Origin of the sequence: Gryllotalpicola reticulitermitis (genome assembly GCF_042651345.1) — a bacterium.
GTDB lineage: Bacteria > Actinomycetota > Actinomycetes > Actinomycetales > Microbacteriaceae > Gryllotalpicola > Gryllotalpicola reticulitermitis.
Genome location: NZ_JBHSCN010000003.1, coordinates 409,238 through 431,141, shown reverse-complemented (window position 1 = coordinate 431,141; position 21,904 = coordinate 409,238). Strand labels below are relative to the sequence as shown.

General features: G+C 65.2%; 22 protein-coding genes and 1 riboswitch. Of the genes, 6 read left to right on the top strand and 16 right to left on the bottom strand.

Going from position 1 to position 21,904, the window contains the following annotated elements:
- Nucleotides 1-232 precede the first annotated feature (232 nt).
- Complete coding sequence (locus ACFOYW_RS06120) at nucleotides 233-619, top strand: hypothetical protein (protein ID WP_390227893.1); 387 nt, start codon at nucleotides 233-235, stop codon at nucleotides 617-619.
- 162 nt (nucleotides 620-781) lie between these two features.
- Nucleotides 782-967 (top strand): hypothetical protein, encoded by a 186-nt coding sequence (locus ACFOYW_RS06115; protein ID WP_390227892.1) that lies wholly within the window; start codon nucleotides 782-784, stop codon nucleotides 965-967.
- A 79-nt stretch (nucleotides 968-1,046) separates the two neighbouring features.
- Here the strand turns inward: ACFOYW_RS06115 and ACFOYW_RS06110 are convergent, their stop codons facing one another.
- The 15 genes from ACFOYW_RS06110 to ACFOYW_RS06040 all read right to left on the bottom strand — a co-directional run bounded on the left by ACFOYW_RS06110 (nucleotide 1,047) and on the right by ACFOYW_RS06040 (nucleotide 14,658).
- The gene (locus tag ACFOYW_RS06110; protein ID WP_390227891.1) at nucleotides 1,047-2,153 is read right to left on the bottom strand and encodes an ABC transporter ATP-binding protein; all 1,107 of its coding nucleotides are present in this window, start codon (nucleotides 2,151-2,153) and stop codon (nucleotides 1,047-1,049) included.
- 160 nt (nucleotides 2,154-2,313) lie between these two features.
- A riboswitch (Fluoride riboswitch) is annotated at nucleotides 2,314-2,388 on the bottom strand.
- Between the two features lie 206 nt (nucleotides 2,389-2,594).
- A complete protein-coding gene (locus ACFOYW_RS06105; RefSeq protein WP_390227890.1) occupies nucleotides 2,595-2,978 on the bottom strand; it encodes a hypothetical protein in 384 nt (127 codons plus the stop codon).
- Between the two features lie 360 nt (nucleotides 2,979-3,338).
- On the bottom strand, nucleotides 3,339-5,093 hold the full coding sequence (locus tag ACFOYW_RS06100; protein ID WP_390227889.1) for a complex I subunit 5 family protein: 1,755 nt from the start codon (nucleotides 5,091-5,093) through the stop codon (nucleotides 3,339-3,341).
- Nucleotides 5,094-5,199: 106 nt separating this feature from the next.
- Nucleotides 5,200-5,547 carry a sodium:proton antiporter gene (locus ACFOYW_RS06095; protein WP_390227888.1) on the bottom strand — a complete coding sequence of 116 codons (348 nt, stop codon included), beginning with the start codon at nucleotides 5,545-5,547 and terminating at the stop codon, nucleotides 5,200-5,202.
- Nucleotides 5,544-6,314 (bottom strand): MnhB domain-containing protein, encoded by a 771-nt coding sequence (locus tag ACFOYW_RS06090; protein WP_390227887.1) that lies wholly within the window; start codon nucleotides 6,312-6,314, stop codon nucleotides 5,544-5,546. The genes ACFOYW_RS06095 and ACFOYW_RS06090 overlap by 4 nt, the downstream gene beginning before the upstream one ends.
- Complete coding sequence (locus ACFOYW_RS06085; RefSeq protein ID WP_390227886.1) at nucleotides 6,311-6,568, bottom strand: Na(+)/H(+) antiporter subunit B; 258 nt, start codon at nucleotides 6,566-6,568, stop codon at nucleotides 6,311-6,313. Before ACFOYW_RS06085 ends, ACFOYW_RS06090 begins: the two co-directional genes overlap by 4 nt.
- Nucleotides 6,565-6,846, bottom strand: coding sequence for a monovalent cation/H(+) antiporter subunit G (locus ACFOYW_RS06080; protein WP_390227905.1), 282 nt, complete (start codon nucleotides 6,844-6,846; stop codon nucleotides 6,565-6,567). Before ACFOYW_RS06080 ends, ACFOYW_RS06085 begins: the two co-directional genes overlap by 4 nt.
- 17 nt (nucleotides 6,847-6,863) lie before the next feature.
- The gene (locus ACFOYW_RS06075; RefSeq protein ID WP_390227884.1) at nucleotides 6,864-7,163 is read right to left on the bottom strand and encodes a hypothetical protein; all 300 of its coding nucleotides are present in this window, start codon (nucleotides 7,161-7,163) and stop codon (nucleotides 6,864-6,866) included.
- On the bottom strand, nucleotides 7,160-7,627 hold the full coding sequence (locus tag ACFOYW_RS06070) for a hypothetical protein (RefSeq protein WP_390227883.1): 468 nt from the start codon (nucleotides 7,625-7,627) through the stop codon (nucleotides 7,160-7,162). The genes ACFOYW_RS06075 and ACFOYW_RS06070 overlap by 4 nt, the downstream gene beginning before the upstream one ends.
- Nucleotides 7,628-7,786: 159 nt before the next feature.
- Complete coding sequence (locus ACFOYW_RS06065) at nucleotides 7,787-8,581, bottom strand: hypothetical protein (RefSeq protein WP_390227882.1); 795 nt, start codon at nucleotides 8,579-8,581, stop codon at nucleotides 7,787-7,789.
- An 84-nt stretch (nucleotides 8,582-8,665) separates the two neighbouring features.
- Nucleotides 8,666-9,232 (bottom strand): histidine phosphatase family protein, encoded by a 567-nt coding sequence (locus tag ACFOYW_RS06060; protein WP_390227881.1) that lies wholly within the window; start codon nucleotides 9,230-9,232, stop codon nucleotides 8,666-8,668.
- Nucleotides 9,229-9,606 (bottom strand): hypothetical protein, encoded by a 378-nt coding sequence (locus tag ACFOYW_RS06055; protein ID WP_390227880.1) that lies wholly within the window; start codon nucleotides 9,604-9,606, stop codon nucleotides 9,229-9,231. The genes ACFOYW_RS06060 and ACFOYW_RS06055 overlap by 4 nt, the downstream gene beginning before the upstream one ends.
- 1 nt (nucleotide 9,607) lies before the next feature.
- On the bottom strand, nucleotides 9,608-11,266 hold the full coding sequence (gene ettA / locus ACFOYW_RS06050) for an energy-dependent translational throttle protein EttA (RefSeq protein ID WP_390227904.1): 1,659 nt from the start codon (nucleotides 11,264-11,266) through the stop codon (nucleotides 9,608-9,610).
- 252 nt (nucleotides 11,267-11,518) lie between these two features.
- Entirely contained in the window at nucleotides 11,519-13,009 is a 1,491-nt protein-coding gene (locus tag ACFOYW_RS06045) for a MutS-related protein (RefSeq protein WP_390227879.1), read from the bottom strand.
- An 11-nt stretch (nucleotides 13,010-13,020) separates the two neighbouring features.
- The gene (locus tag ACFOYW_RS06040; protein WP_390227878.1) at nucleotides 13,021-14,658 is read right to left on the bottom strand and encodes a MutS-related protein; all 1,638 of its coding nucleotides are present in this window, start codon (nucleotides 14,656-14,658) and stop codon (nucleotides 13,021-13,023) included.
- Nucleotides 14,659-15,164: 506 nt separating this feature from the next.
- Between ACFOYW_RS06040 and ACFOYW_RS06035 the strand changes: the two genes are divergently transcribed.
- From ACFOYW_RS06035 to ACFOYW_RS06025, 3 genes are all read left to right on the top strand, one after another.
- Entirely contained in the window at nucleotides 15,165-16,955 is a 1,791-nt protein-coding gene (locus tag ACFOYW_RS06035) for a glycoside hydrolase family 15 protein (protein ID WP_390227877.1), read from the top strand.
- A gap of 2 nt (nucleotides 16,956-16,957) precedes the next feature.
- On the top strand, nucleotides 16,958-18,049 hold the full coding sequence (gene zapE, locus ACFOYW_RS06030; RefSeq protein WP_390227876.1) for a cell division protein ZapE: 1,092 nt from the start codon (nucleotides 16,958-16,960) through the stop codon (nucleotides 18,047-18,049).
- A gap of 111 nt (nucleotides 18,050-18,160) precedes the next feature.
- Nucleotides 18,161-18,760, top strand: coding sequence for a DUF1003 domain-containing protein (locus tag ACFOYW_RS06025; protein ID WP_390227875.1), 600 nt, complete (start codon nucleotides 18,161-18,163; stop codon nucleotides 18,758-18,760).
- Here the strand turns inward: ACFOYW_RS06025 and ACFOYW_RS06020 are convergent.
- Complete coding sequence (locus ACFOYW_RS06020; protein ID WP_390227874.1) at nucleotides 18,697-19,536, bottom strand: helix-turn-helix transcriptional regulator; 840 nt, start codon at nucleotides 19,534-19,536, stop codon at nucleotides 18,697-18,699. The genes ACFOYW_RS06025 and ACFOYW_RS06020 overlap by 64 nt on opposite strands.
- A 188-nt stretch (nucleotides 19,537-19,724) precedes the next feature.
- On the opposite strand from ACFOYW_RS06020, the gene ACFOYW_RS06015 reads away from it, so the two are divergent.
- Nucleotides 19,725-21,683, top strand: a complete 1,959-nt coding sequence (locus tag ACFOYW_RS06015; RefSeq protein WP_390227873.1) for an aconitate hydratase — start codon at nucleotides 19,725-19,727, stop codon at nucleotides 21,681-21,683.
- Nucleotides 21,684-21,904 lie beyond the last annotated feature (221 nt).

Here is a 21,904-nt window from a genome sequence, read left to right as displayed (position 1 = left end):
CGATGATCTCCCCGGTCACAGGATCGATCATCTCGGTCGTGTCCATCACGGCCTGTTCCTTCCAGTCAGGCCACCCCAGAAACACCGGAAATCAGACAGTCCCCTCCATGCTTCAATTTGATCAGGACCGCATCGCGGGCCAGCGGTGGTGGGGCTCTCCGCAAACGAACTGCAGCCGGCGGCTGCCAACGGTCCCTATCTCGGGTCATTGACGACCCGAGATAGGAGGATCATGAGTTTCGGCGCTGCCACTCTGGTGAGTTCGATACTGCTTCTGTTTGCGGTCGGCGTTGGCGTCGGTCTTCGGCTGCTGATCGGCGATCTCGTCGCTAAGCCTCCTGGCGTGGTCGCTCTCTGGTCAGCAGAGCTGGCTCTTGCCGCTGTGCTCGGAGCCACAGTTGGGCTCACGGCCATATACGTGTTCGCCGTCGTAGGCCTGATCAGTGCATTAGGGGCGGGCCTGACCGCTTATGCGGCAACAGCAGGAGTTCTCGCCGTCAGGGCTGCCCCGAGCCACCATCCCCGCGCGCTGCTTTCTGGTCTGGGACATTTTTTCGGCGCCTCAGGAGCGTCGACTGTCGGCGCGCTCGTCGCGGTTGCCCTCAGCAAGAGCTTCTAAGAGAGTCCCTTCCAATGCTTGCGCCGCGAGTGCACGCGCCGTGTCTCAGGCGTGTGTAAGCGGATCAATGTGAAAAGAGGAACTGTGCAACGAATCGTGAAGTGGTCGCCCCGAGAAACCGGCGACGCCGGCTGGCGTAGCCCGCAGAGACAACGCGGCCTCTTGAGCGCGGACATCGATCAGAACCATGTCGACTCCTTCGACATCACAGAGGCGAACCTCGCCACGAACCCGGACCTGGCGGAGGCGTTGACGCTGAATGGAAGGCTCGGCACGATCCGGGAGATGAACCACGAGGTGCGCGAAGGGCAGAGAATCTTCATCTTCCTCGTCGACTTCAACGAGTAAGGCAGGGGCTCCAAGAATTGCGTTCTGGCGCCGTTCGCGACGTAGCTATCCCGAACGGCGCCAGAATCGAGAGCTGGACCTAGTCGGCGATCGCGCCGCCCAGCCGCTCCCCTGTGTCCGCGTCGAAGATGTGCACATGCGTCGCCTTGGGGGTGAAGTAGACCGTGTCCCCAGCGTTGGGATGCTGGCGTCCGTCCACCCGTACGACGATGTCGGTCAAGACGTTCATCTCGGCTGCTGATTGCCCGGCCGCATGCCCATAGAGGTAGCCGTCGGCGCCGAGCTCCTCGACGAGGTCCACGTTCACCGCAAGACCAACCGTGTCCGTGGTCGAGACCACGACGTCTTCGGGGCGCACACCGATCGTGACCTGTGTGGCTGAGCCGAGCGTGTCTCGCGCTACCGGGACAACAGACGTGCCGAACTTCACACCGCCCTCGGTGACATCTGCAGTGAACAGGTTCATGGCCGGCGAGCCGATGAAGCCGGCGACGAAGACGTTCTTCGGGTCTGCGTACAGCTCGCGCGGCGTGCCGACCTGCTGGAGGACGCCGTCCTTGAGGACCGCGATGCGGTCGCCCATGGTCAGGGCCTCGGTCTGGTCGTGGGTGACGTAGACCGTGGTGACACCGAGGCGGCGGGTCAGCGAGGCGATCTGGGTGCGGGTCTGAACGCGGAGCTTGGCGTCGAGGTTCGACAGCGGCTCGTCCATGAGGAAGACCTGGGGGCTGCGGACGATCGCGCGGCCCATGGCGACGCGCTGGCGCTGACCACCCGAGAGAGCCTTCGGCTTGCGGTCGAGGTACGGTTCGAGATCCAGGAGCTTCGCGGCCTCCCGAACACGCTGGGCACGCTCCTCCTTGCCGACTCCCGCGATACGCAACGCGAACCCCATGTTCTCCGCGACGGTCATGTGCGGGTACAGCGCATAGTTCTGGAACACCATCGCGATGTCTCGATCCTTCGGCGGCACGTCGGTGACATTGCGCTCGCCGATGTAGATGTCGCCGCTGGTCACCTCTTCGAGGCCGGCCAGCATGCGCAAGGAGGTCGTCTTGCCGCAGCCCGAAGGGCCGACGAGTACCAGGAATTCGCCGTCCGCGACGTCGATGTACAGGCGATCGACCGCAGGAGTCGTCGCGCCGGGATAGAGGCGCGTGGCCTCATCGAAGGTGACTGTTGCCATGAATTGCCTTCCGTTCAATCATTCCGGGATCGACATAACGCCCCGGGATGCGGACGACGCGAGAGCTTCGCGGCGCGACCGCAGATGTGAAGGCAAAGCCGATGGACGGAATCCGCGTGATCGACCACTGCACGGACACCGCCCTCGCCTACTCCTTCATCAGAAAGTAGGAACCATCAGCGTGAGCGGTTTGGGCGTCAAGTGCGCCCCGGTGGGATCCATCGCCATGTTCACCCTAATCCCGCACCCGCTGTCAACGCCGCATCTGCGCGCCGCTAACAGGAAAGGCGGGCGCCCCAGCGGCCGATGAACGGCCGAGAGGCGGCCCGAACTTCGCACGAGATACGCAGCCTGACGAGCTCTGTCTGCGGAATGAAACTAAGCCGCCCAAGCGGGGTGCGGACTTCTCGGGTAGGGGCAAAGGTACCGCCCTACCGGTGGTTAGTGCACGAGGATCACTGCGAGCACAACCAGCGTGCCGACGGTCGACGCCGCCGCCGACGCAATCGCGTGTGCGAAACTCAACGCGGCTCGTCTGGGGCGCTGGGCGCTGCGCTTTCTTGCGAGGACCCCGCAGACCACCGCATACCCGATGAGGGCGGCCGTTACCCCGTAGCCAACGAAGAGGAAGGATGCCGGATCGCGTAGCAGGGGAACCGCGGCCAGCGCGCCCAGAAGGGCAGCGACGATCAGCTCTAGTAGCAGATGGATCCGCTGTGGCTCTTCAGCAATCAGATGCCTGAGCGCCAGCCGTATCGCAACGCCTATCTCCGCGCCGAAGACAAGCTGAAAGATTACGAGGGCCGTAATCTCAAAGGGATTCACGTTTCTCCTACCTGGGCGTATTGAACCTAGGTAGGGACCGTTGGCAGGCGTATCCTGCGGTTTCCGTGGGCGGCGGGCCCCACCGCCGCGAGCTCGAACATCGAGTTCAGCAAGATTCAAGCACGAACCCCTTCGCCACAGGCCGACACGACAGGCCCTTGACACGCGAGCCGTCCGTACTCGCCTCAGGATTCGATGACGGTGACGGGCGAGTGGTGGATCTGCTGAACCGGATCAGAGCGCCCGCCCCATGCCGTATGGGATGACCGCCTACGCGCACCCTTCCCTCTTCGTCCACTGCGCGTCCACGGCGGCGTCGCCGCGAAGTGTCGATCGACTAGAACCGCACGGTGTGCTCGATCAGCGACCGGCTGATAGGCCGAGCAGCCCGAAACCCATGATCCCGACGCCAAAGATGAGCCAAACGATGTAATCGCCCACATGACCGGAATGTAAGCGCCGTAGGAACTCAAGTGGCGCGCTGGCTAGAGCCGAAGCTGCCCGCATCGCTCTTCTCACAGCGGCTGTCTGCGTTGCTTGTGTGTCGACTCCAAGGAACGCGACGACCAAGGCGGCGGCGACCGAGATCCCCGCAAGAGCAACACCACTCGCTGACCACAACTCGAGGTGCGGCACTGCGCCGTCCACGTAGCCGACGCGTCCATAAAGCACCGCAGCCGAATAGCCCTTGTAATCCATGAACCGGTGCGCGGCTCGAGTTGCGCTAGGAACAAGACCTGGCACCATGCCGAGCGCAAGGGCAGAGCCCGCAAGCGCAGCGCTCGGGCCGATCATGCTAGCCGGTGTTCCTCGCTGAGAGATGGGCACTTCGGTCAGCTCCGAGTCGCCGTTCGGTCCTTCGGCCTCGACCCCCTCCGGCACGCCGCCTACTCCGACGAAGATCCGGGCCGCGGCGCGAAGCACCGCGCCTCCGGTCGCCGCCGAACTGGCGACGAGCACGGCCGGCACCCAGTCGAGCCCCGCATTATTTGCCGCCGTCTCTGCAATCGATTTGCCGACAGCCGTTGCGAACGGCGGAAGCCCCGCGAGTGCGAAAGCTGCGATACCGAACAGCGTGCCGAGGAGCGGGACCTCCCGACCCCGTCCGTGCAGCGAGAACTCGTCGACGGTGCCGAAGCGGTTGAGCATAATACCTGTGAGTAGGAAGAGCGATCCTTTGGCTGCGGCATGGCCGAGGACGTAGATGACTAGTGCGCCGCCCGCGGCCTGACCGCCGACAGCAAGGACGACGAAGAAGGTGCCAACGTGCGCGATCGTCGAAAATGCGAGCAGACGTTTCAGGTGACGCTGCAGGAGACACATGACGGAGCCTATGGCGGCGGTGGCAACGCCAATGGTGAGAAAGAAGGGCTGGATCTCCGCAGCGCCGATAGGGGTTGAGAACACGACCCAGTACAGCCGAGCGACGCCATACAGACCGAGCTCGACCATGACGCCGGAAAAGAGGACGCAAATCGGTGTCGGGGCGACGGCGTGCGCGTCGTCGAGCCAGAAGTGGAAGGGCACGACGGCGGATTTCACGAAGAAGCCGGTGCACACCAGAACGAATGCGATGACGACGAAGATGCCGTGCAGGTGCGCGAGGGACCCCGACAGTTCGGCAAGGTTCAGTTGCCCTGTGCGAGCGTAGATAGCGCCAATCCCAAGCAGGGTCACGTAGGCGGCGAGCGAGTTGACGATGGCAAAATTGATCGAGCCCTGCACCGCAGAGGGATCTTCGATCTTCATACCCGACAGGGCGTAGGCGGCGACGCTCATGAGCTCGAAGAAGACGAACATCGTGAAGATGTCGCCGGCGATCACAAAGCCGGTCATGCCCGCCAGGAAGAACATCAACAGACCGTGGAACTGCGGGCGCGAATCGGAGAAATAGCGCCAGGAGTAGACGACGGCCGCCACGGTCAGCGCCGCCGCCAGCACCGCCAGTCCCGCTGCGACCTGGTCTGCGACGAGAGAAATACCGACGCCTGCCCCGCGGTGGGGGGCCCAAGCGCCTACCCAGTCGACGAGCCGGCTATGGCCACTGTTGACGAGCACCATGACGTCCATCAGGAGCGAAAAGACTGCCACGACGAGCGAGAGGAGCTCAATCACACGACCTGGCAGCCATCGGCCGACCCCGAGAAGCACACACGCGCCGACAACGGGCAGGACTACGAGCAGAGGCAGCAAGGACGCCAGATGAACTCCCGTCACCGCATCAGCCCTCGAGGCCAGAGAGCTCGTCCGGTGCGGTGGTACGGCGGCGCTTGGCGATCTGCACGACGAGCGCAAGAAGCATTGAAGTTACCGCGGCGGAGACCACGACATCGGTGAGCGTCAGAGCCTGCACAACGGGGTCGACCACCGGGATGCGGCGTCCAAGCCCAGAGCCGAAGATCGGAGCAAGCGCGCCGTACTGGAAGCCGACGGAGATGAGAAACACATAGGTGCCGGATTGTGCGACGGAGAGGCACACCACGGCGTGGATGAGATCCTGGCTGCGGGCGGCACCGATTGCGCCGAGCAGGAACACTGCCCCGGCGACGAAATAGGCGTAGTCGCTCACGACGCGCTTCCCTTATCGGCGCGCCCGGGAGATCGCCCTGTCTCCCGGATCACTTGAACCTGATCGAGGAAGTGCGCAAGAAGCGTCACGATGCCGCCCGCTACCGCAAGGCCGACCGCGGCGCTGAGGAGCGGGACAGTGCCGGAGGAGACAAGATCGGCGACGGTCCCCTGCGGCACGACGTTCTCCAGGAACGAGCTTCCGATTGCGAGTCCCGCAATGCCGACTGCGGCGTAGGCGAGCAGGCCCGCGCTTTCCATCGGGGGGAAGAGACCGAGCGGTCGCAAGCGCTCTAGCGCGGTGTACCTGCCTCCGACGTAGAGGAGGTGCACGCTGGTGGCGATCATGATGCCGCCCTGGAAGCCGCCGCCCGGTGTTATGGCGCCGTGCGCCACGACGTCGACGCCAATAATGAGCGTCACGGGCAGGAACAGGTAGACAAGGAGACGGGTCGAGTCGAGCACTCGGCCACGGCTATCGGGCTTCACGCGCTCCTCTTCGCGAACGGCGCGGAGCAACACGGCCACTCCCGCGACGGCGGCTACGAGGATGCTCTCCTCGCCGAAGGTGTCGAAGCCCCGCTGGTCGAAGTTGATCGACGAGACGATGTTGGCGGTCGAGTGTGCGAAGCCGGCGGCGACCGCGAGATCACGGTACGGGTGCCACGAGTCGCCGAAACGGGGCAGCCGCAACCACTCGAGCAGGAACAGTGATCCCAGGGCGCAGACGCCGATGACGAGCACCACGGCGCGGGCGCGGCTGCTCACCGGTCCTTCTCTTTCTGCGCCTTCGACTGTGTGACCTTTCTCACGGTGAGGAGCACCATGAGCGGTGTCACGGCAGTGCCGACGGCGAGCTGGCTGAGAGCGACGTCGGGAGCCTGCAACACCATAAAAAACACCGTCAGAAGCAGCCCGTACACGCCGAGCACGACCGCCTGGCGCGCCGGGTCTCTCGTGAACACGACAACGCCCGCACCCACGAGCACTGAGGTGAGCGTGATGGCGATCAGTACAGTCATTCGGGTGACCTCCCCACACGCAGGCTGGCCTCGGCAGCCAGAGAGCGGGCAACCGCCGCGGTAAGCACAGGGCCGCCGAAGGCGAGGACGACGCCAGTCAGGACGATGGTTGCCGTGCCGAGGGTCAAGCCGAGCGTGAGAGCCGCGGAAGCGCAGAACAGCGGGACTGCGAGAGTGGTCACCGGAGCGAGGAAATGCAAACGAGCGATTGGATCTCGCGCGGCAACTGCGCCGGCTGCGCTGAATACGACCACAGCCAGCGCGGCCGCGAGTAGCACCGTGGCGATGACTGATGTCACCGTTCGTGCCCCACGCCGTCGCGCGCGTCCTGAAGTCGTTGACCGCGCTGTCGAAGTAGTCGCGTGAAGACGAGCGTGCCAGTGACGAGCAGGATCGACAAAGCCAGAGGCACGATCAGATATGAGGTCTGCTTCTCGGCGATGGCAAGTGCGGATAGGACTAACGCCGTCGTCACACTAGCCAGCTGCAATCCCACGAGACGCGCGGCGGCAGTGCCGCGCGCGGCGAGATACAGGCCCGGGAGGACTCCGGACAAGATCAGCACTCCTGCCGCAAGGTCCCACATCGCAGTCATCGGCTCACCTTCTCGTCCAGACTCGGCCATCCGCTGACCAGGCGATGGAGCAGGAAGTGCCCGTCCTCATCGGCGTCCAGGACCAGCGAGCCCGGCGCGGCTGAGACGACGCCGATGGCCGCGGCCCGCGTCGCCACCGACGTCGGAGACCTGCCCGATGAGGTCTTCCGACGAGTCACAGATTCGCCATCTGCCGTCTCATGAGCGCCATGCAACAGCCACACTGCGAGCCGCCCCGTGTCGAGACCCGCCTGAACAGGCACGAGTGCCAGCCAGCGCAACCACGCCCAGCTCGGGCGCAGCCGCAGCCCGGCAACCCGCCGCGCCGCGACGGCAAGCAGCGCGCAGGCCGCGGAGGTTAGCCCTGCGATCACCAGTTCGGTGCGAGTGACTGTCGTCACCGTCGTCATCCACAGGATCACGCCGACGACGAACCAACAGAGCGCCTCAATGAACGTTTTCACGATGGCCCTCCCGCAGCACAGTGAGCTCAGCTTGTGACTCATCGCTCATTCGGCAGAGCGTACGTGAGGCCTGACCCCCGGAGAAGGAGCTTGCGAAGGCGTCCTGATCGCCCTCCTGGCTCGAGCGACATGGCCCCGAAAACTGGTTCAAGACCCCGGTCACAGGGTCTCCTGCAGGCTGCGGGCGCCCGTGGTCCCTGCCAGCGCGAGTGGGAAGTCCCAGCCGTGCAGCCAGCCCAGAGCCGCGAACGAGGTGGAGGCGGCAGCGTCGGGATCGGCAACTGTTCGGCACAGGAGGTATGTCCGTGTCAGCTCGACGAGTTCTTCGCGCATCCCTTCGAGGTAGCCGACGATACTCCGCCTCTCGCAATCAGCCTGGCGCAGTCGCGCAGCGAGGTGGCGCCGACACAGGTACTGTTCGTGTCCTGCAGCGTCCTCTTTGGCGCAGATCGGACAGACATGAGCGCGCCAGTTGCGTTCCGTCTGGTCGAGCCACCAGCGGGTCAAGGTGAATTCGTTGGCGATGCGAGCGCGTTCATAGCAGTGCGGAGCTAAGACGCAAAGGATGATGTTGCTGCGCAGTTCGCTGCAAACCGGGCACGGACGACCAGGCAGTAGAACGCGGCGCGCGCGACGCTTGGAGCTGAAGGCGAGCTTGCTGCCGAGGCGCTCGATCACGGCGGCGCTGGTCATGCCTGCCTCCAGCGGTAGGTGCGAGAGTGCTCCGTCCTGCCCGTACACCATGAGTTCGAGCTCGACGATGATGCGCGCCCAGCCATGTCGTTCGCACAGGTCGCCTAGGTCGTCAATCAGGCGGTGCCGCGTGGCCAACGCGCGATCTGCAGCGATCAGGCAGGTGACGACCTCGATTTCGGCAGCGGTGAGTTGCTGGGGCGGGCGTCCTCCGAGCGGTCCCCGGTTGTTTTGGTTGGCGACGACATGCCGCAGTCCCATGGGTGTGTCCTTTCGTGAATCGGCAGGGACCATTGGCGGCTGTCGCGGTTGGGTATGGCGGGTCCCACCGCCATGCGTGCATGGCTAGTCGGCAGCGGGCTTTTGGTCGATGGCGACGACGGACCAGTGCCCGCTTTCGCGGCGCAGGTGATTCCAGCTGGCCGTGGGGGCTGTCGCTCTTATACGTCCGTCGATACAGAGGATGAGGGGTCGGATGAGCGCATCGTGGGTGACGATGATGACATCCCGGGTGGTGTCCTCGTCAAGTACCGAGTCGAGCGCCGGGAGCGCTCGCTCGATGATGTCGTGCACGGGCTCGACGCCGGGCGCTTCGTCCACGGAGCCGTATTGAGTCTCGACGTCGGCCTTGATCTGTCCCGTCTGGGGCCCGTAATCGCGGTCGTTGAACCGTTCGTCGATCTGCAGGGGGATTCCGGCAGCCTGGGAGATAATCTCGCCGGTGCGGCGCGCGCGGTCCAAGGGACTGCATAGGACAATGCCGGCGCCCTTGTCGGCAAGCGCCCAGGCGAGCCGTTCGGCCTCGGCGACGCCCACATGGTCCAGCGGCGGGTTCGCGAGGCCGCGCAGCCGGCCTTCGGCGTTCAGGGCGGTCTGCCCGTGTCGGGCCAGGTACAGGTTTTGGGTGCTCACGAGGCGGTTCCTCCAGTGCTGGCATTGACGACGAGTGCGCGGCATCGGGTGATGCGGCGATGATGATCCAGGAGGCGCCGTGCCGCGCTCATGGGTGTGGGGTGGCATAGCCCGTCGGTTTTGGCAGGCAGGAGCGGGACGGCGCTCCACTGGGTTCTGCCCGCGACGGTGCCGCTGACGCGGTAGATCCGGCCGATCGGGACCCCGTCGAAGCTCGCGACGAGCACGGATTCTGCCGGCGGCCAGAGCGGAGCGACGGCGAGCCCGCGCTGGTGGCGCTGTTTCTGCAGGGCGAGTTCTTCCAGCATCAGCAGCTTGGCGCGCACGATGACGCATTGCGCGCGCCGGAGCAGCTGGCGTTCTTCCTCGTCCACCTCAGCTCCTCACGAGCTTGCGGTACGGCACTCGCGACTGGGTCGCGCCGGCGCCGAGCCGGCGCAGCCGGTCGGCTTCGTAGTCGGCGTAGTTCCCTTCGAACCAGCGCCACGACGCCGGAGCTTCGGCAGTGCCCTCCCAGGCGAGGATGTGCGTGGCGATCCGATCGAGGAACCAGCGGTCGTGTGAGGTGATGACGGCGCAGCCGGGGAAGATGTCGAGGGCGTGTTCGAGGCTTGCGAGGGTCTCGGTGTCGAGGTCGTTGCTTGGCTCGTCGAGGAGGAGCACGTTCCCGCCCTGCTTGAGGGTGAGGGCCAGGTTCAGTCGGTTCCGTTCACCGCCGGAGAACAATCGCACGGGCTTCTGCTGTATGGCTCCTTTGAAGCCGAACGCAGCGAGGTATGCGCGGGAGGGGATCTCGACTCGCCCCACGGTGAGGATGTCGTCGCCGTCGGAGACGGCTTCCCAGGCGGTCTGCTCGCCGTTGATGCCTGCCCTGTTCTGGTCGACGTAGGACATCCGGACGGTCTCGCCCACGCTGATCGCGCCGGCGTCGGGGTGCTGGTGCCCCGTGAGCATCTCGAACAGGGTGGTCTTACCGACGCCGTTGGGGCCGAGAACGCCGACGATGCCGTTCTGCGGCAGAGAGAACGAGAGATCGTCGAACAGGAGCCGGCCGTCGAAGCCCTTGCACAGATGCGTCACGTCGATGACCTTGCTGCCGAGCCGCGGGCCGGGCGGGATCTGGATCTCCTCGAAGTCCAGCTTCCTGGTGCTCTCGGCCTCGGCGGCCATCTGCTCGTAGCGGGCCAGGCGGGAGGCGGATTTGCGGTGCCGTCCTTGGGCGGAGGAGCGCACCCAGTCCAGCTCGTCCTGGAGTCGCCGTTGACGCTTGACGTCTTTCTTGCCCTCCACCGCCATCCGTGCCCCTTTGGTCTCCAAGTAGGTGGCGTAGTTGCCCTGGTAGACGTAGGCACGGCCGCGATCGATCTCAAGAATCCACTCTGCGACGTTGTTGAGGAAATACCGGTCGTGGGTGACCGCGATCACCGTTCCGGGGTATCCCTGCAGGTGCTGCTCGAGCCAGGCGACGCTGTCGGCGTCGAGGTGGTTGGTGGGCTCGTCCAACAGCAGCACCTCGGGTTGCTGCAGCAGCAGCCGGCACAGCGCCACCCGGCGCCGCTCCCCTCCGGAGAGATCGCGGACGAGCGCGTCACCGGGCGGGCATCGCAGGGCGTGCATCGCTTGCTGCAGCTGCACGTCGAGGTCCCAGGCGTCGAGCCGGTCGAGTTCGTCCTGAAGTTCGCCGAGCTCGCGCATGCGCTCATCGCTGTAGTCGACCGCGAGCGCGTCGGTGGTCTGCTTGAAGCGCAGCAGCACGGCGAGCGTGTCTTCGACGGCTTCCTCGACGTTCTCCAGCACGGTGCTGTCCTCATTGAGCACCGGTTCCTGGGCGAGCAGCCCGATCCGGGCGCCCTCCGTCGCGACCACATCGCCGGACTCGGGCTGCTCGGTTCCGGCGATCACTGCCAGGAGCGTCGATTTCCCGGCCCCGTTCGGGCCGACGACGCCGATCTTCGCGCCGGCGAAGAACCCGAGCGTGATGTCGTCAAGGACGACCCTGCCGTCTTTGACGACGCGTACCCGGCCGAGCTGCAGAGTGAGCTGTTCGGAAGCCACCGCTGTCCCCTACCTCTTTCACGTCCGACGTGTTCGAAGTAGGGACCGTTGGCGGGTATACCGCGGTTGTGGTGAGCCCCTCCACCGTTCTTGCTGCATCCACGCTACCCCTCCCACGCCTGCGGCAATAGGCACGCGATGGGGCTTGCGGTGACGCGTTGGCTTGTGCAAGCGGACTTTGGTCGGTGCACGATGACCGCAGTCGTTTGCGCTCCAAAGGTGCGCTCTCGGTCAGCTGGTCTCCGATGTGGCGTTGAAGGTGGTGCGGTAGAGGTCCTGTGCGTAGCTGGTCAGCTCGGGTGGCGCTTCTCGCAATCGGAAGTCGCGCCTTCCGCTCGCGTCACGTTCGGCACGCAGGAACAGCGTGGTTGAGCTGCGTTCGTACCGATGAGCGAGTTCGTAGATATGGGTAACGAAGGCGACGGTGACGCCCGCCTCGCCGAGAGCTCGGAGGATGTCGGTGGCGATTTCAGATGCTTCGACTTCGTTGGTGGTGGCGAACGATTCGTTGCTGAGAAGGAGCGCACCGGGCCTGATGCGGTGAGCGATCCGGCTCATGCGGGCGAGTTCTTCATCGAACTTCCCGGCCGTCATGGTGGGGTCTTCTTCTCGCGCGTAGTGAGCGAAGATACCGGTCACGGCTGACGCCGCGAAGGATGCTGCGGCGACGGGCATTCCGGCCTGCATCATGATGTGCGCGAGTCCCAGGCTGCGAAGGAATGTGGACTTTCCGCCTTGGTTTGCTCCGGTGACCATGATGAGGCGTTTGCCGTCGGCGGCGAGGTCGTTGCCTTGCACCGGCTGTGGTGCACGCTGCGCCAGACACGGGTCGTAGAGATCAGCGGCGGTCAGCGCGCGGACGCCGACCGGTTGTGGTGCGGGGCGGCAGATGCGCAGGCCTTTTGCCCTGAGGTTCTCGTGCACGTTGAGGCAGCCGATGTAAAACGCGAGTTCAGCGCGAAGTGCGCTGAAGAATCGCTGGATGTGCTCGGCGGCTTGGGAGACGGCGGTCGCGGCCAGTCTGAGAACACGGTCGCGCAGGCCACCGAGGGCGTGAAGTCCGTGGAATTCTTCACGCGAGATGGTGCGGCTGTAGTAGGGGCGCTTCAGCGGCGGGTGGTGTGGCAGAAAGCGGCTCTGGCGCTCCGTGAGCGGCTGTCGCAAGACATAGTCCGTCCCTTGGTTGTGGCGCCCCAGATGTGCGCTGGCGAGGATGCCGTTACCGAAGCGGAGCGTTCGGAGGTGCTCGCTGATCTCCGCTAAGTAGGGGGGATCCAGTTCGGTGGTCAGATCTGCGAAGAGGCGCGTGAATGCGGGTGAGGTGAACCCGTGGGCGTGCTCCTCGGCCAGGGCGTGCAGACGCTGCAGGACGTCGAGGAAGATCTGGAGCGCGCTGACCGAACGCCGCACCAGTGCGTCGCTGCTGCGCAGGAAGGTGGCCCGGTAGATCTCCGCCTCCCGGTCGACGGCTTCGCGTGCGAGGCGGTACATCTCGCGGACGACATCCGGATGAGCAAGGCAATCGCTGAACGCGTCTGCGCGGTAGTCGATCTGCGCGGGCTCCGTGAGCCGGTCGAGGGTGGCGGTTCGGACCGAGGCGCGGACGATCCAGTCGTCTGCGGCGGCGGCCTCCCACAGCGTGTCCAGGTCGAGGTCTTGGATCAAGTCCGCTTCGCCCGGCTGCTCGGCATGCTCGGGGTCGAAGTCACGGTCGTTGAACATCAGCAGAACTCTCACGACGTCAGCTCCGCGAGGAGTCTCTCGTACCCGAGGCCGTATTTATCGGCAATGGCATGCGCGTAAGCCTTCCCATCAGCCGGCTTCCGGATCACCTTGTGTGTCCGGATGGCCGGGTCAGCGGCGTCGACCAGGCTGACCATGCTGACGGTCTTGTGGTTGATGCTTGCCAGCTCATCGAGGAAGGTGACGCAGATGCACAGCGCATCCAGGTCCGAGATGCGGGCGAGGATCTCCCTGCTGAGAAATAGCGCATCGGCGGATGTCGTCGAGTTGAAGATCTCGTTGAGGATGATCAAGCTCGCCCCGGTTGCTGCTGCCAGGTCGGCGTGGAGTTCGTTCAGCTCGGTCTGCAGCCGACCCGTCATGGTGGTGCTGTCTTCGGCGCGTTCGAAGTGGGTGAAAATCTGGTCGCACACGAAGAGCGCGGTTTCTCGACCAGGAACCGGGCAGCCGAGTCGGGCGAGGTAATGCAGCTGACCCAGCGTGCGAGCCAGCGTCGTCTTGCCACCGTTGTTCGGCCCCGAGACGACGAGTATTCGTTCCGGCCCGTCGAAGCTGAGGTCATTGACGACGACCCGTTCAACGCCTCGGGGACGGTTCAGTTCGGGTTCGCTTCGGCGCGGCGTGGGCTCCCGAGATGCCCGCACGCCGAGCCCATGGCGTCGCTCTGGGCGCGGCAGCAGGCTGTGCGCAAGGGCGAGGTCGAAGGTGTCGAGCGCCTGCTCGGTCTTGTCGGAGTCCGACAATCGCGGATAGCTGAAGCTGAGACCGCCCGCGCGAATCGGCGCGATGTAGTCCAGATAAGCAAGGTAGAACTGGATGTCCCGGTCGTAGCGAGCGACTACCGGGTCGAGATAGTCCTGGTGTTTACTGCAGAATTCGTCGAGGCGTGCAAAGACTTCCGGGTAGAGCTGCGCGATGAGGTCCAGAATCCCCGTGCTGGCGTAGTCCTCCCAGTCGCTGCTGTCGGAGTCAGGCGCACGCGAGGAGCCGCCGACCTGGAAGCGTGCGAAGCTGGAGGCGACCCGCTTGCCGTAGTCAGCTTCGCCATCGTAGCGAGCCACGGTGAGCCGGTTTCCGCGCAGCAGAACGGCGTAGTGGATCTCAGCTAGGGCGGTCTGCAGCTGCGTGGTGTCTGCGTGAAGTGCGCGAAAAGGCTCCGCGGCAACGTAGGAGCGCAGATACCCGCTGAGTTCGGCTAGCGCGCGGGAACGCGGACGTGCTCGCTCGAGGCGCCCGCACAGGTCGAGAACGGCGACGCAGTACTCGTCTGCCGCGTTCAGGAACGACCTGGTTCGGTAATGATGCATCAGGCCCCGGTCGTCCTCGCGCAGCTCTTTGCGCTGGTAGTGGAAGTGAAAGTTCAACCGTCGAGAGGCGATGGTGCGCGCGAGGTCGCCGAGCTCCTGCCGTTCGAGATCCTCAAACACTTCTTGCCGGTATCTCAGCGCATCCAGGCTGGATAGGGGCGACCAGTAGATCGGCGTGAGGTCAACATCGCTTCTCTGCGCGGTGACGGCAGTGACCACCTGGTCAAGATTGAGGTCGGCAAAGTGCGCCGGCTGCGTCGGCGCCGCCTCCTCATCGCGCGGTCGGGTTCCTGCGGGGTAAAGGAGATCCGGATCGCTCACCGACCCTCACCCCTGCCATAGACGGGGTGCGCCTCTCGACGGTTTAGCTGGAAGCTCAGATGATGTGGAGCCACGAAGGTCCCCTACCTTTCTCACGTTGGACGTGGTCGAAGGTAGGGACCGTTGGCGGCCTCGCCGCGGTTGTGGTGAGCCCCTCCACCGTTCTTGCTCCCTCCACGCTATCCCTCTGGTCGACGTCGCGACAGGGGTGCGGCCGGCTGCCGGCTGCCGCCGCGCGCGTCAGGCGATTCCGTCATTGACAGGGTGCGGGGTTAGAGTCCGTCGTGGCGATGGATCCCGCCAGAACGTCTTCGGGCGTTCGAACCGCCTGGTGCTAACGGCTCCTACTCCCTGCAGATCGGAGGAGTAGTTGAGCGGAGCACGGCGCCGGCAGCTGTCCCGCGTGGGTCTCCTCTCAGCCATAGCTGGCTATCGCAGGGTCCCGTGTCGAGGCGACCGATCGCCCCGCCACGGTGCGCGTGTGCTCAGGTGACGAAAGGACGGATGTGCCGCTCAATATCGAGGACTATGCACTGATCAGCGACTGCCACACGGCAGCTCTCGTGGGCAAGGATGGAAGCATCGACTGGCTATGCCTGCCGCGCTACGACTCGCCCTCCACTTTCGGGGCGCTGCTTGGCGAACCAGACCACGGCCGCTGGCTGCTGCGGCCGAAGGATTCGGCCGCGCTCCCCGCCCGTTACTACGACGGGGACACCATGATCCTCGTCACCCGGTGGGCAACGCCCACCGGAACGGTCCTCGTGCAAGACCTCATGCCGCACCACAACCGCCGGGCAGACATTCTGCGGCGCGTTCGGGGCATCCGTGGGACCGTGGAGATGGACCAGGATCTGCGAATCCGGTTCGCCTACGCCACGGCGCTGCCGTGGGTGCACCAGGTCGACGATGAGCAGTTCTGCCTGCTGGCCGTTGCCGGCCCGGACGCCACGGTCTATCGCGGGCCCGAATTGACTGCCGACGGCACTTCGCACCGGGGAAGCTTCACCGTGAACGCCGGGGATGTGGTCGATATCGAGTTCACCTGGTATCCGTCCCACCGTGCGGTTCCCGCGCCGCTGGACGGGGACTTCCAGCTTCAGGAGACGCGGACCTGGTGGCAGAACTGGGCCGACACCTGTAACGCGGAAGGCCCTTATCGAGACGCCGTCATGCGTTCGCTGATCGTTCTGCGTGCGCTGACCCACGAGGACACCGGAGGTATCGTTGCGGCCGCGACGACCTCGTTGCCGGAATACTTCGGCGGTCGGCGCAACTGGGACTACCGCTACGTGTGGCTGCGCGACGCGTCGCTCACGCTTGAAGTGTTCCTCAATCACGGTTACACCTCCGAAGCCCAGAACTGGCGGGACTGGCTCCTACGCGCGATCGCGGGAGACCCCAGGCAGGTGCAAATCATGTATGGGCTGTCCGGCGAGCGGTTCCTGCCCGAGATCAGCCTGGGCAGCCTGCCGGGCTACGAAGGCGCCGCTCCCGTCCACGTCGGCAATGCCGCCTTCACGCAGTATCAGGCCGACGTCCTCGGGGAGGTCATGATCGCGCTGCATCGCGCCCGAGAGGCCGGGCTCGTGGAGACCCCCTTTTCCTGGTCCCTCCAACGGGCCCTGTTGGACTTTCTCGGCGAACACTGGCAGCGCCCCGACAACGGCATCTGGGAGATTCGCGGCACCGAACGCAACTTCACCCACTCCCGCGTGATGGCGTGGGCAGCATTCGACCGAGGCGTGCGCGCGGTGACCGAACACGGGCTGGACGGTCCGGTGGCAAAGTGGTCCCGCATCAGGGACGAGATCCGGACCCAGATCGAGACCCAAGGATTCGACGCGGGCCGCGGAAGCTATACCCAATATTTCGGTGGAACGACGCTCGACGCCTCCGTGCTGCAGATGCCGCAGGTCGGATTCTGCGAGGCAGACGATCCGCGGATGCTCACGACCGTTCGCGCTATTGAACGGGAGCTCCTGAAGGACGGCCTCGTGCTGCGCTACCAGACCGAGGCCGGCATCGACGGGCTGCCTCCGGGAGAGGAGCCGTTCCTCGCCTGCTCGTTCTGGCTCGTCGAGCAGTATGCGCGCAGCGGTGAGCTCGAGAACGCCCACGAACTCATGGAGCGCCTTGTTGACCTGGCGAACGATGTCGGATTGCTCTCGGAAGAATACGACACCGCGACCGGTCGGCAGGCTGGCAACACCCCGCAGGCCCTGTCCCATCTTGCGCTGGTTCGCGCCGCGGATGCGATCGTCGAGGCCGAACGCGACACCGAGAGAGTCGCGTGAGCATGACCGAGGCGATTCACCTCACAGACAGATCTCCGACAGTCACCGGCGCAGAGATCATCGCTGCCCTCGTACCTCCGCGACAGTTCGACAGCGCAGGTTTCGACAACTACGTCCCGAACCCTGACTATCCCTCGCAGGATGCAGCCCTCGCGCGGCTGCGTGCCTTCACCGGGGCGTGGGGTGCTGAACCCCGCTCCGGGGTCTTCCACCGCACCCACCACCCAGCCAGGCGCCCGCAGAAGCCGGGGATCTACCTGGACGGCGGCTTTGGCGTCGGCAAGACCCACCTCCTCGCGGCAACCTGGCACGCAGCCCCGGGGCGGAAGCATTACGGCTCGTTCCTGCAGTTCACCGCTCTCATCGGCGCCCTGGGCTACGCCGGCGCCGCCCAGTCACTTCGTGGAGCCCGCCTGCTGTGCATCGACGAGTTCGAACTGGACGACCCGGGCGACACGATGATGATGACGAGGCTCTTGTCCGAGCTCGTCGGTTCAGGTAGCAGAATCGTGGCAACGTCCAACACCCCGGCAAACGCGCTCGGCGAAGGGCGCTTCGCAGCCGGCGATTTTCTTCGCGAGATTCAATCGATGGCCGCCGACTTCGAAACCGTACGCGTTGACGGGGTCGATTACCGTCGCCGGAACCTTGTAGGGCAGGCGCGGACTGTGGACGCTGCAGAGTATGAGTCGCGCATCGCGGATCTCTCAGCGCAGGGCATCGCCGTGAGCAGTGACCGCTTCGAGGCTCTGATCGACCACTTGGCTTCCCTGCATCCGTCCCGGTATGCGAAGGTCCTCGACGGCGTTCACGTTGTCGGCCTGACGGGCGTACGCGTCCTCCATGATCAGACGGCAGCACTGCGGTTCGCGGCATTCGTCGACCGCGCCTATGACGCGCAGATCCCGGTTATTGCCACCGGCGCCCCGCTCAACACCGTCTTCGACGAAGAGATGCTGCAAGGCGGCTACCGGAAGAAGTACCTGCGCGCCTCCTCGCGACTGCTGGCGTTGACACAAGCGCAGCAGGACGGTGCCAGCCCCTGGAACGCAGACGAGTCCAGGGCGCGCGGCCTACCCGCGAGCAATCAATAGAGAACCGGGATGAGATCGCGCGAAACGCACCGCATCACTGAGCGCCAGCAGCCCCCGGCATTTCACGATCGCTTCGGTCGCTTCGCCGAACGGGTCGTGCGCGTACTCGGCATGCCGGGCTTCGTCCTCGGCCAGACACTCGTGATCATCGCCTGGGTGATCTCGAACACGTGGCGCGGCCTCCCGCACTTCGATCCGTATCCGTTCATCTTCATGAACCTGGTGTTCTCCGCCTTGTCCGCGTATGCGGCGCCGTTCATCCTGCTTTCAGAGACACGGCAAGCCGACCGTGATCGGCAGCGAACCGCCGAGGACGTGCGCCACCACGATCAAATCGAGCGGCACCACCAACAGTCCCTGGAGCAGAACTCGGCTCAGACTGAGGAAATTGCGCGCCTGTTCAGCGGCTACGTCGCACGACTCGAACAACTCGGACAATCGCTCGAGGAGATCAAGGCTCTGCTCGAACGCGGGAGCCAGGAAGCCGAGCGGTCTCTCGGCTCATCGAGCACCACGCGTGAATCCGCCCCGGCGGCCCATCAGCGCTCAACCGGTGTCCGCGCCTGCATGAATTCGGACGTGACACGGGCTGATGATGCGGACAACGCGCCCAGGTTATGCGCAAAAGCGCCGCGAGCTCCCGGACATCACGAACGAGATCCGAGCGCGGCGCGAAAGCGCGCCCGGTCCGCATCACTAGCCGCGGTGTAGACAACGAGCTGAATATCTGGTTGGTCGGAGGGGCGCAGTTGGTGGTGTTCGAAGACCAACCGTCCGACCTGGAGATGGTGGAAGACACGTTCGCGGGACTGGAACCCGCTGATGTCGTGACTGTCCCAACCCGCACGGAACGCAGGACTCGCTTCAACGAGGCGGCCGACCAGGTCGAGATAGCGGGGCTCGCCGAGCCTCGGGCCAGCCTCTGCACGAAACTCGGCCAGGAAACGGCGACTGGTAACCTCCCAGTCGTCCAGCAGCGTGCGCACCGACGGGTCGGTGAACACCAGCCAGAGCAAGTTGCACTGTTCCGGTGTCACGGTGGCGACGTTCGGGTAGAGCGTCTCGTAGGCGCGGTTCCAGCCCGCCAGGCCCCAGTCCGGTGCCAGAGCATACGCAGGATGGTCCTCGAGCGCATCGAGAAGGCGCTGGACATGCTCGGGCGCCGCTGCAACCGCCTCGCCTGATGGGGGACGCGACGAGGCAAGTCCACAGAGAGTGAGGATGTAGTTGTGCTCGGCCACCGTGAGACGCAGGGTCTGCGCAAGAGCATCCAGTACCTGCCGTGAGGGGCTGATCGGACGTCCCTGCTCCAGCCACGTGTACCAGGTCATGCTCACCCCGGACAGGTACGAGACCTCCTCGCGCCGCAGGCCGACGGTCCGACCGCGTGCAGCCGGCGGCAAACCGAAGGTGGCGCGATCGACCTGCTGGCGACGCGTGCGCAAAAAGGCGCCGAGCTCACCTCGCTGTTCGTCATCGGTCGACACGGAACAACTGTAGGTGGCACGAGAAGACACCATTTGCGCGAGTGAAGCCGTCGAGGGGCGGCTTAGCCGCATCTCACGGAACCTCGGGGCGACCCAGGGCGTCAAGGCGTTGCCCCGCTAGTGCGCGTAGTGCGTTGCGCCTATCGTGACAAAAGAGGCATCGTCGCCTCGGAAGGATGGCAGCGCCCATGGCTCTGAACGTCGCCGAAAAGCTCATCACCTCTCATCTCGTCTCCGGCACCATGGCGCCGGGGGAAGAGATCGCGCTCAAGATCGATCAGACGCTGACGCAGGACGCCACGGGAACGATGGTCATGCTCGAGCTGGAAGCGCTCGGTCTCGACCGCACGCAGGCCGAGGTCTCCGTACAGTACGTCGACCACAACCTGCTGCAGGGCGATGAGAAGAACGCGGAGGACCACGACTTCCTGCGCTCGGCGTGCCAGCGCTTCGGCATCTGGTTCTCCAAGCCGGGCAACGGTGTGTCGCACCCGACCCACATGCAGCGTTTCGGCGTGCCCGGCAAGAGCCTCGTGGGCTCCGACAGTCACACGCCCGCCGCGGGATCGCTCGGAATGCTTGCGATGGGTGTCGGCGGCATCGAGGTCGCCACGGCCGTTGTCGGACGTCCCGTGAGCATACGGATGCCGGAGATCTGGGGGGTGCGGCTCTCGGGCGAGCTGCCGCCGTGGGTGAGTGCCAAAGACGTGGTGCTCGAGATGCTTCGGCGTCACAGCGTCAAGGGCGGTGTGGGCCGGATCATCGAGTATTACGGCCCAGGTCTCGCCGGGCTGACCGCGATGGATCGTCACGTCATCGCGAATATGGGCGCCGAACTCGGCGCGACGACGACGGTATTCCCGTCGGACGAGCGGGTGCACGAGTTCCTGCGCAGCGAGCAGCGTGAGGACGACTTCGTCGAGATCCTCGCCGACGAGGGCGCGGACTACGACATCGACGAGCAGATCGATCTGTCGAGCCTCGAACCTCTGATCGCGCTGCCGAGCGCGCCGGACAACGTCGTGCCGGTGAGCGAGGTCGCCGGCCAGCCCGTGGAGCAGGTCGTGATCGGCTCCTCCGCCAACCCCGGCCTGCGCGATTTCGCCATCGTCGCCGCGATTCTCAAGGGCAGACAAGCCCATGCCGGCGTCTCGCTCGACATCAACCCGACCTCGCGGCCGATCCTGCAGGACCTCATGAAAATGGGCAGCGCTCTGGACCTCATCGCGTCCGGCGCCAGGCTGCATCAGTCCGGATGCCTCGGCTGCATCGGCATGGGCCAGGCGCCCGCGGTCGGACGAAACAGTCTGCGCACCATGCCCCGCAACTTCCCCGGTCGCTCTGGCACGAACGAGGACTCGGTCTACCTGTGCTCCCCAGAGACCGGGGCGGCAGCCGCGCTGACCGGTGTCATCACCGACCCCAGGGAGCTGCCGGAGAAAGCGGGGATCGACTACCCCGAGCTGAGGCTTCCCGCCGTCGCGACGGTCGATGTCGCGATGCTCGAGGCGCCGCTTGCGCCGGAGGAGGCACGAGGCGTCGAGCTCGTGCGCGGCTCCAACATCGTGAGTCTGCCGGAGTTCGATGAGCTCGCCGATCATATCCATGCGCCCGTGCTGCTCAAGGTTGGAGACGACATCTCGACCGACACGATCATGCCGGCCGGCGCACGGGTGCTGCCGTACCGGAGCAATATCCCGCGGATCGCCGACTTCGTCTACGACCAGCTCGACTCCACCTACTCCGAGCGCGCCAAAGAGGTGCGTGAGGAGTCCGGCCACATCCTCGTCGGCGGCTCGAACTACGGGCAAGGCTCGTCGCGAGAGCACGCCGTCATCGCTCCACGGTTTCTCGGGCTGAGGGCTGTGATCGCGATCTCGTATGCGCGCATCCACTGGCAGAACCTCGCGAACTTCGGCGTTCTCGCCCTGGAGTTCGCCGATGCCGACGACTACGAGCGTCTGCAGCAAGGTGACGTGCTCGAACTGGAGGGCGTGCGGGAGGCGATCGCACACGGTCACGAGATGACAGCGCGCAATACGAGCAGGGAGGAAAGCTACCGGCTAATCCATCGTCTCTCGGACCGTCAGGTCGACATGGTGCTTGCCGGCGGCCTGATCCCCTGGCTGCGGGACCACGAACAGTAACGTCTAGCCGGCAGTGCCCGACACGGGGTCGGACGGGAATCGGACGAGCGGGAGAGCTCCCTGGGCGTGACCGTTGCGACGCGGGCAGGGGTCCGTCTGGCCAATCACAGCGCGGGCGGGCGCCTTATCGGCCGTGCCGGAGTATCGTCAGTGTGATTGGCGGAGGGGCTCGCCATTCCTGCCGCAGCGATGCTGCCAACGGTCCCTACTTCTGAGATATC

What these genes read in the sequence shown, in the direction of transcription:
- ACFOYW_RS06120 (WP_390227893.1), top strand. Translation starts at nt 233, where the DNA reads ATGAGTTTCGGCGCTGCCACTCTGGTGAGTTCGATACTGCTTCTGTTT.
- ACFOYW_RS06110 (WP_390227891.1), bottom strand. Translation starts at nt 2,153, where the DNA reads ATGGCAACAGTCACCTTCGATGAGGCCACGCGCCTCTATCCCGGCGCG.
- ACFOYW_RS06085 (WP_390227886.1), bottom strand. Translation starts at nt 6,568, where the DNA reads ATGACTGTACTGATCGCCATCACGCTCACCTCAGTGCTCGTGGGTGCG.
- ACFOYW_RS06075 (WP_390227884.1), bottom strand. Translation starts at nt 7,163, where the DNA reads ATGACTGCGATGTGGGACCTTGCGGCAGGAGTGCTGATCTTGTCCGGA.
- ACFOYW_RS06065 (WP_390227882.1), bottom strand. Translation starts at nt 8,581, where the DNA reads ATGGGACTGCGGCATGTCGTCGCCAACCAAAACAACCGGGGACCGCTC.
- ACFOYW_RS06045 (WP_390227879.1), bottom strand. Translation starts at nt 13,009, where the DNA reads ATGTTCAACGACCGTGACTTCGACCCCGAGCATGCCGAGCAGCCGGGC.
- zapE (WP_390227876.1), top strand. Translation starts at nt 16,958, where the DNA reads ATGACCGAGGCGATTCACCTCACAGACAGATCTCCGACAGTCACCGGC.
- ACFOYW_RS06025 (WP_390227875.1), top strand. Translation starts at nt 18,161, where the DNA reads ATGCCGGGCTTCGTCCTCGGCCAGACACTCGTGATCATCGCCTGGGTG.
- ACFOYW_RS06015 (WP_390227873.1), top strand. Translation starts at nt 19,725, where the DNA reads ATGGCTCTGAACGTCGCCGAAAAGCTCATCACCTCTCATCTCGTCTCC.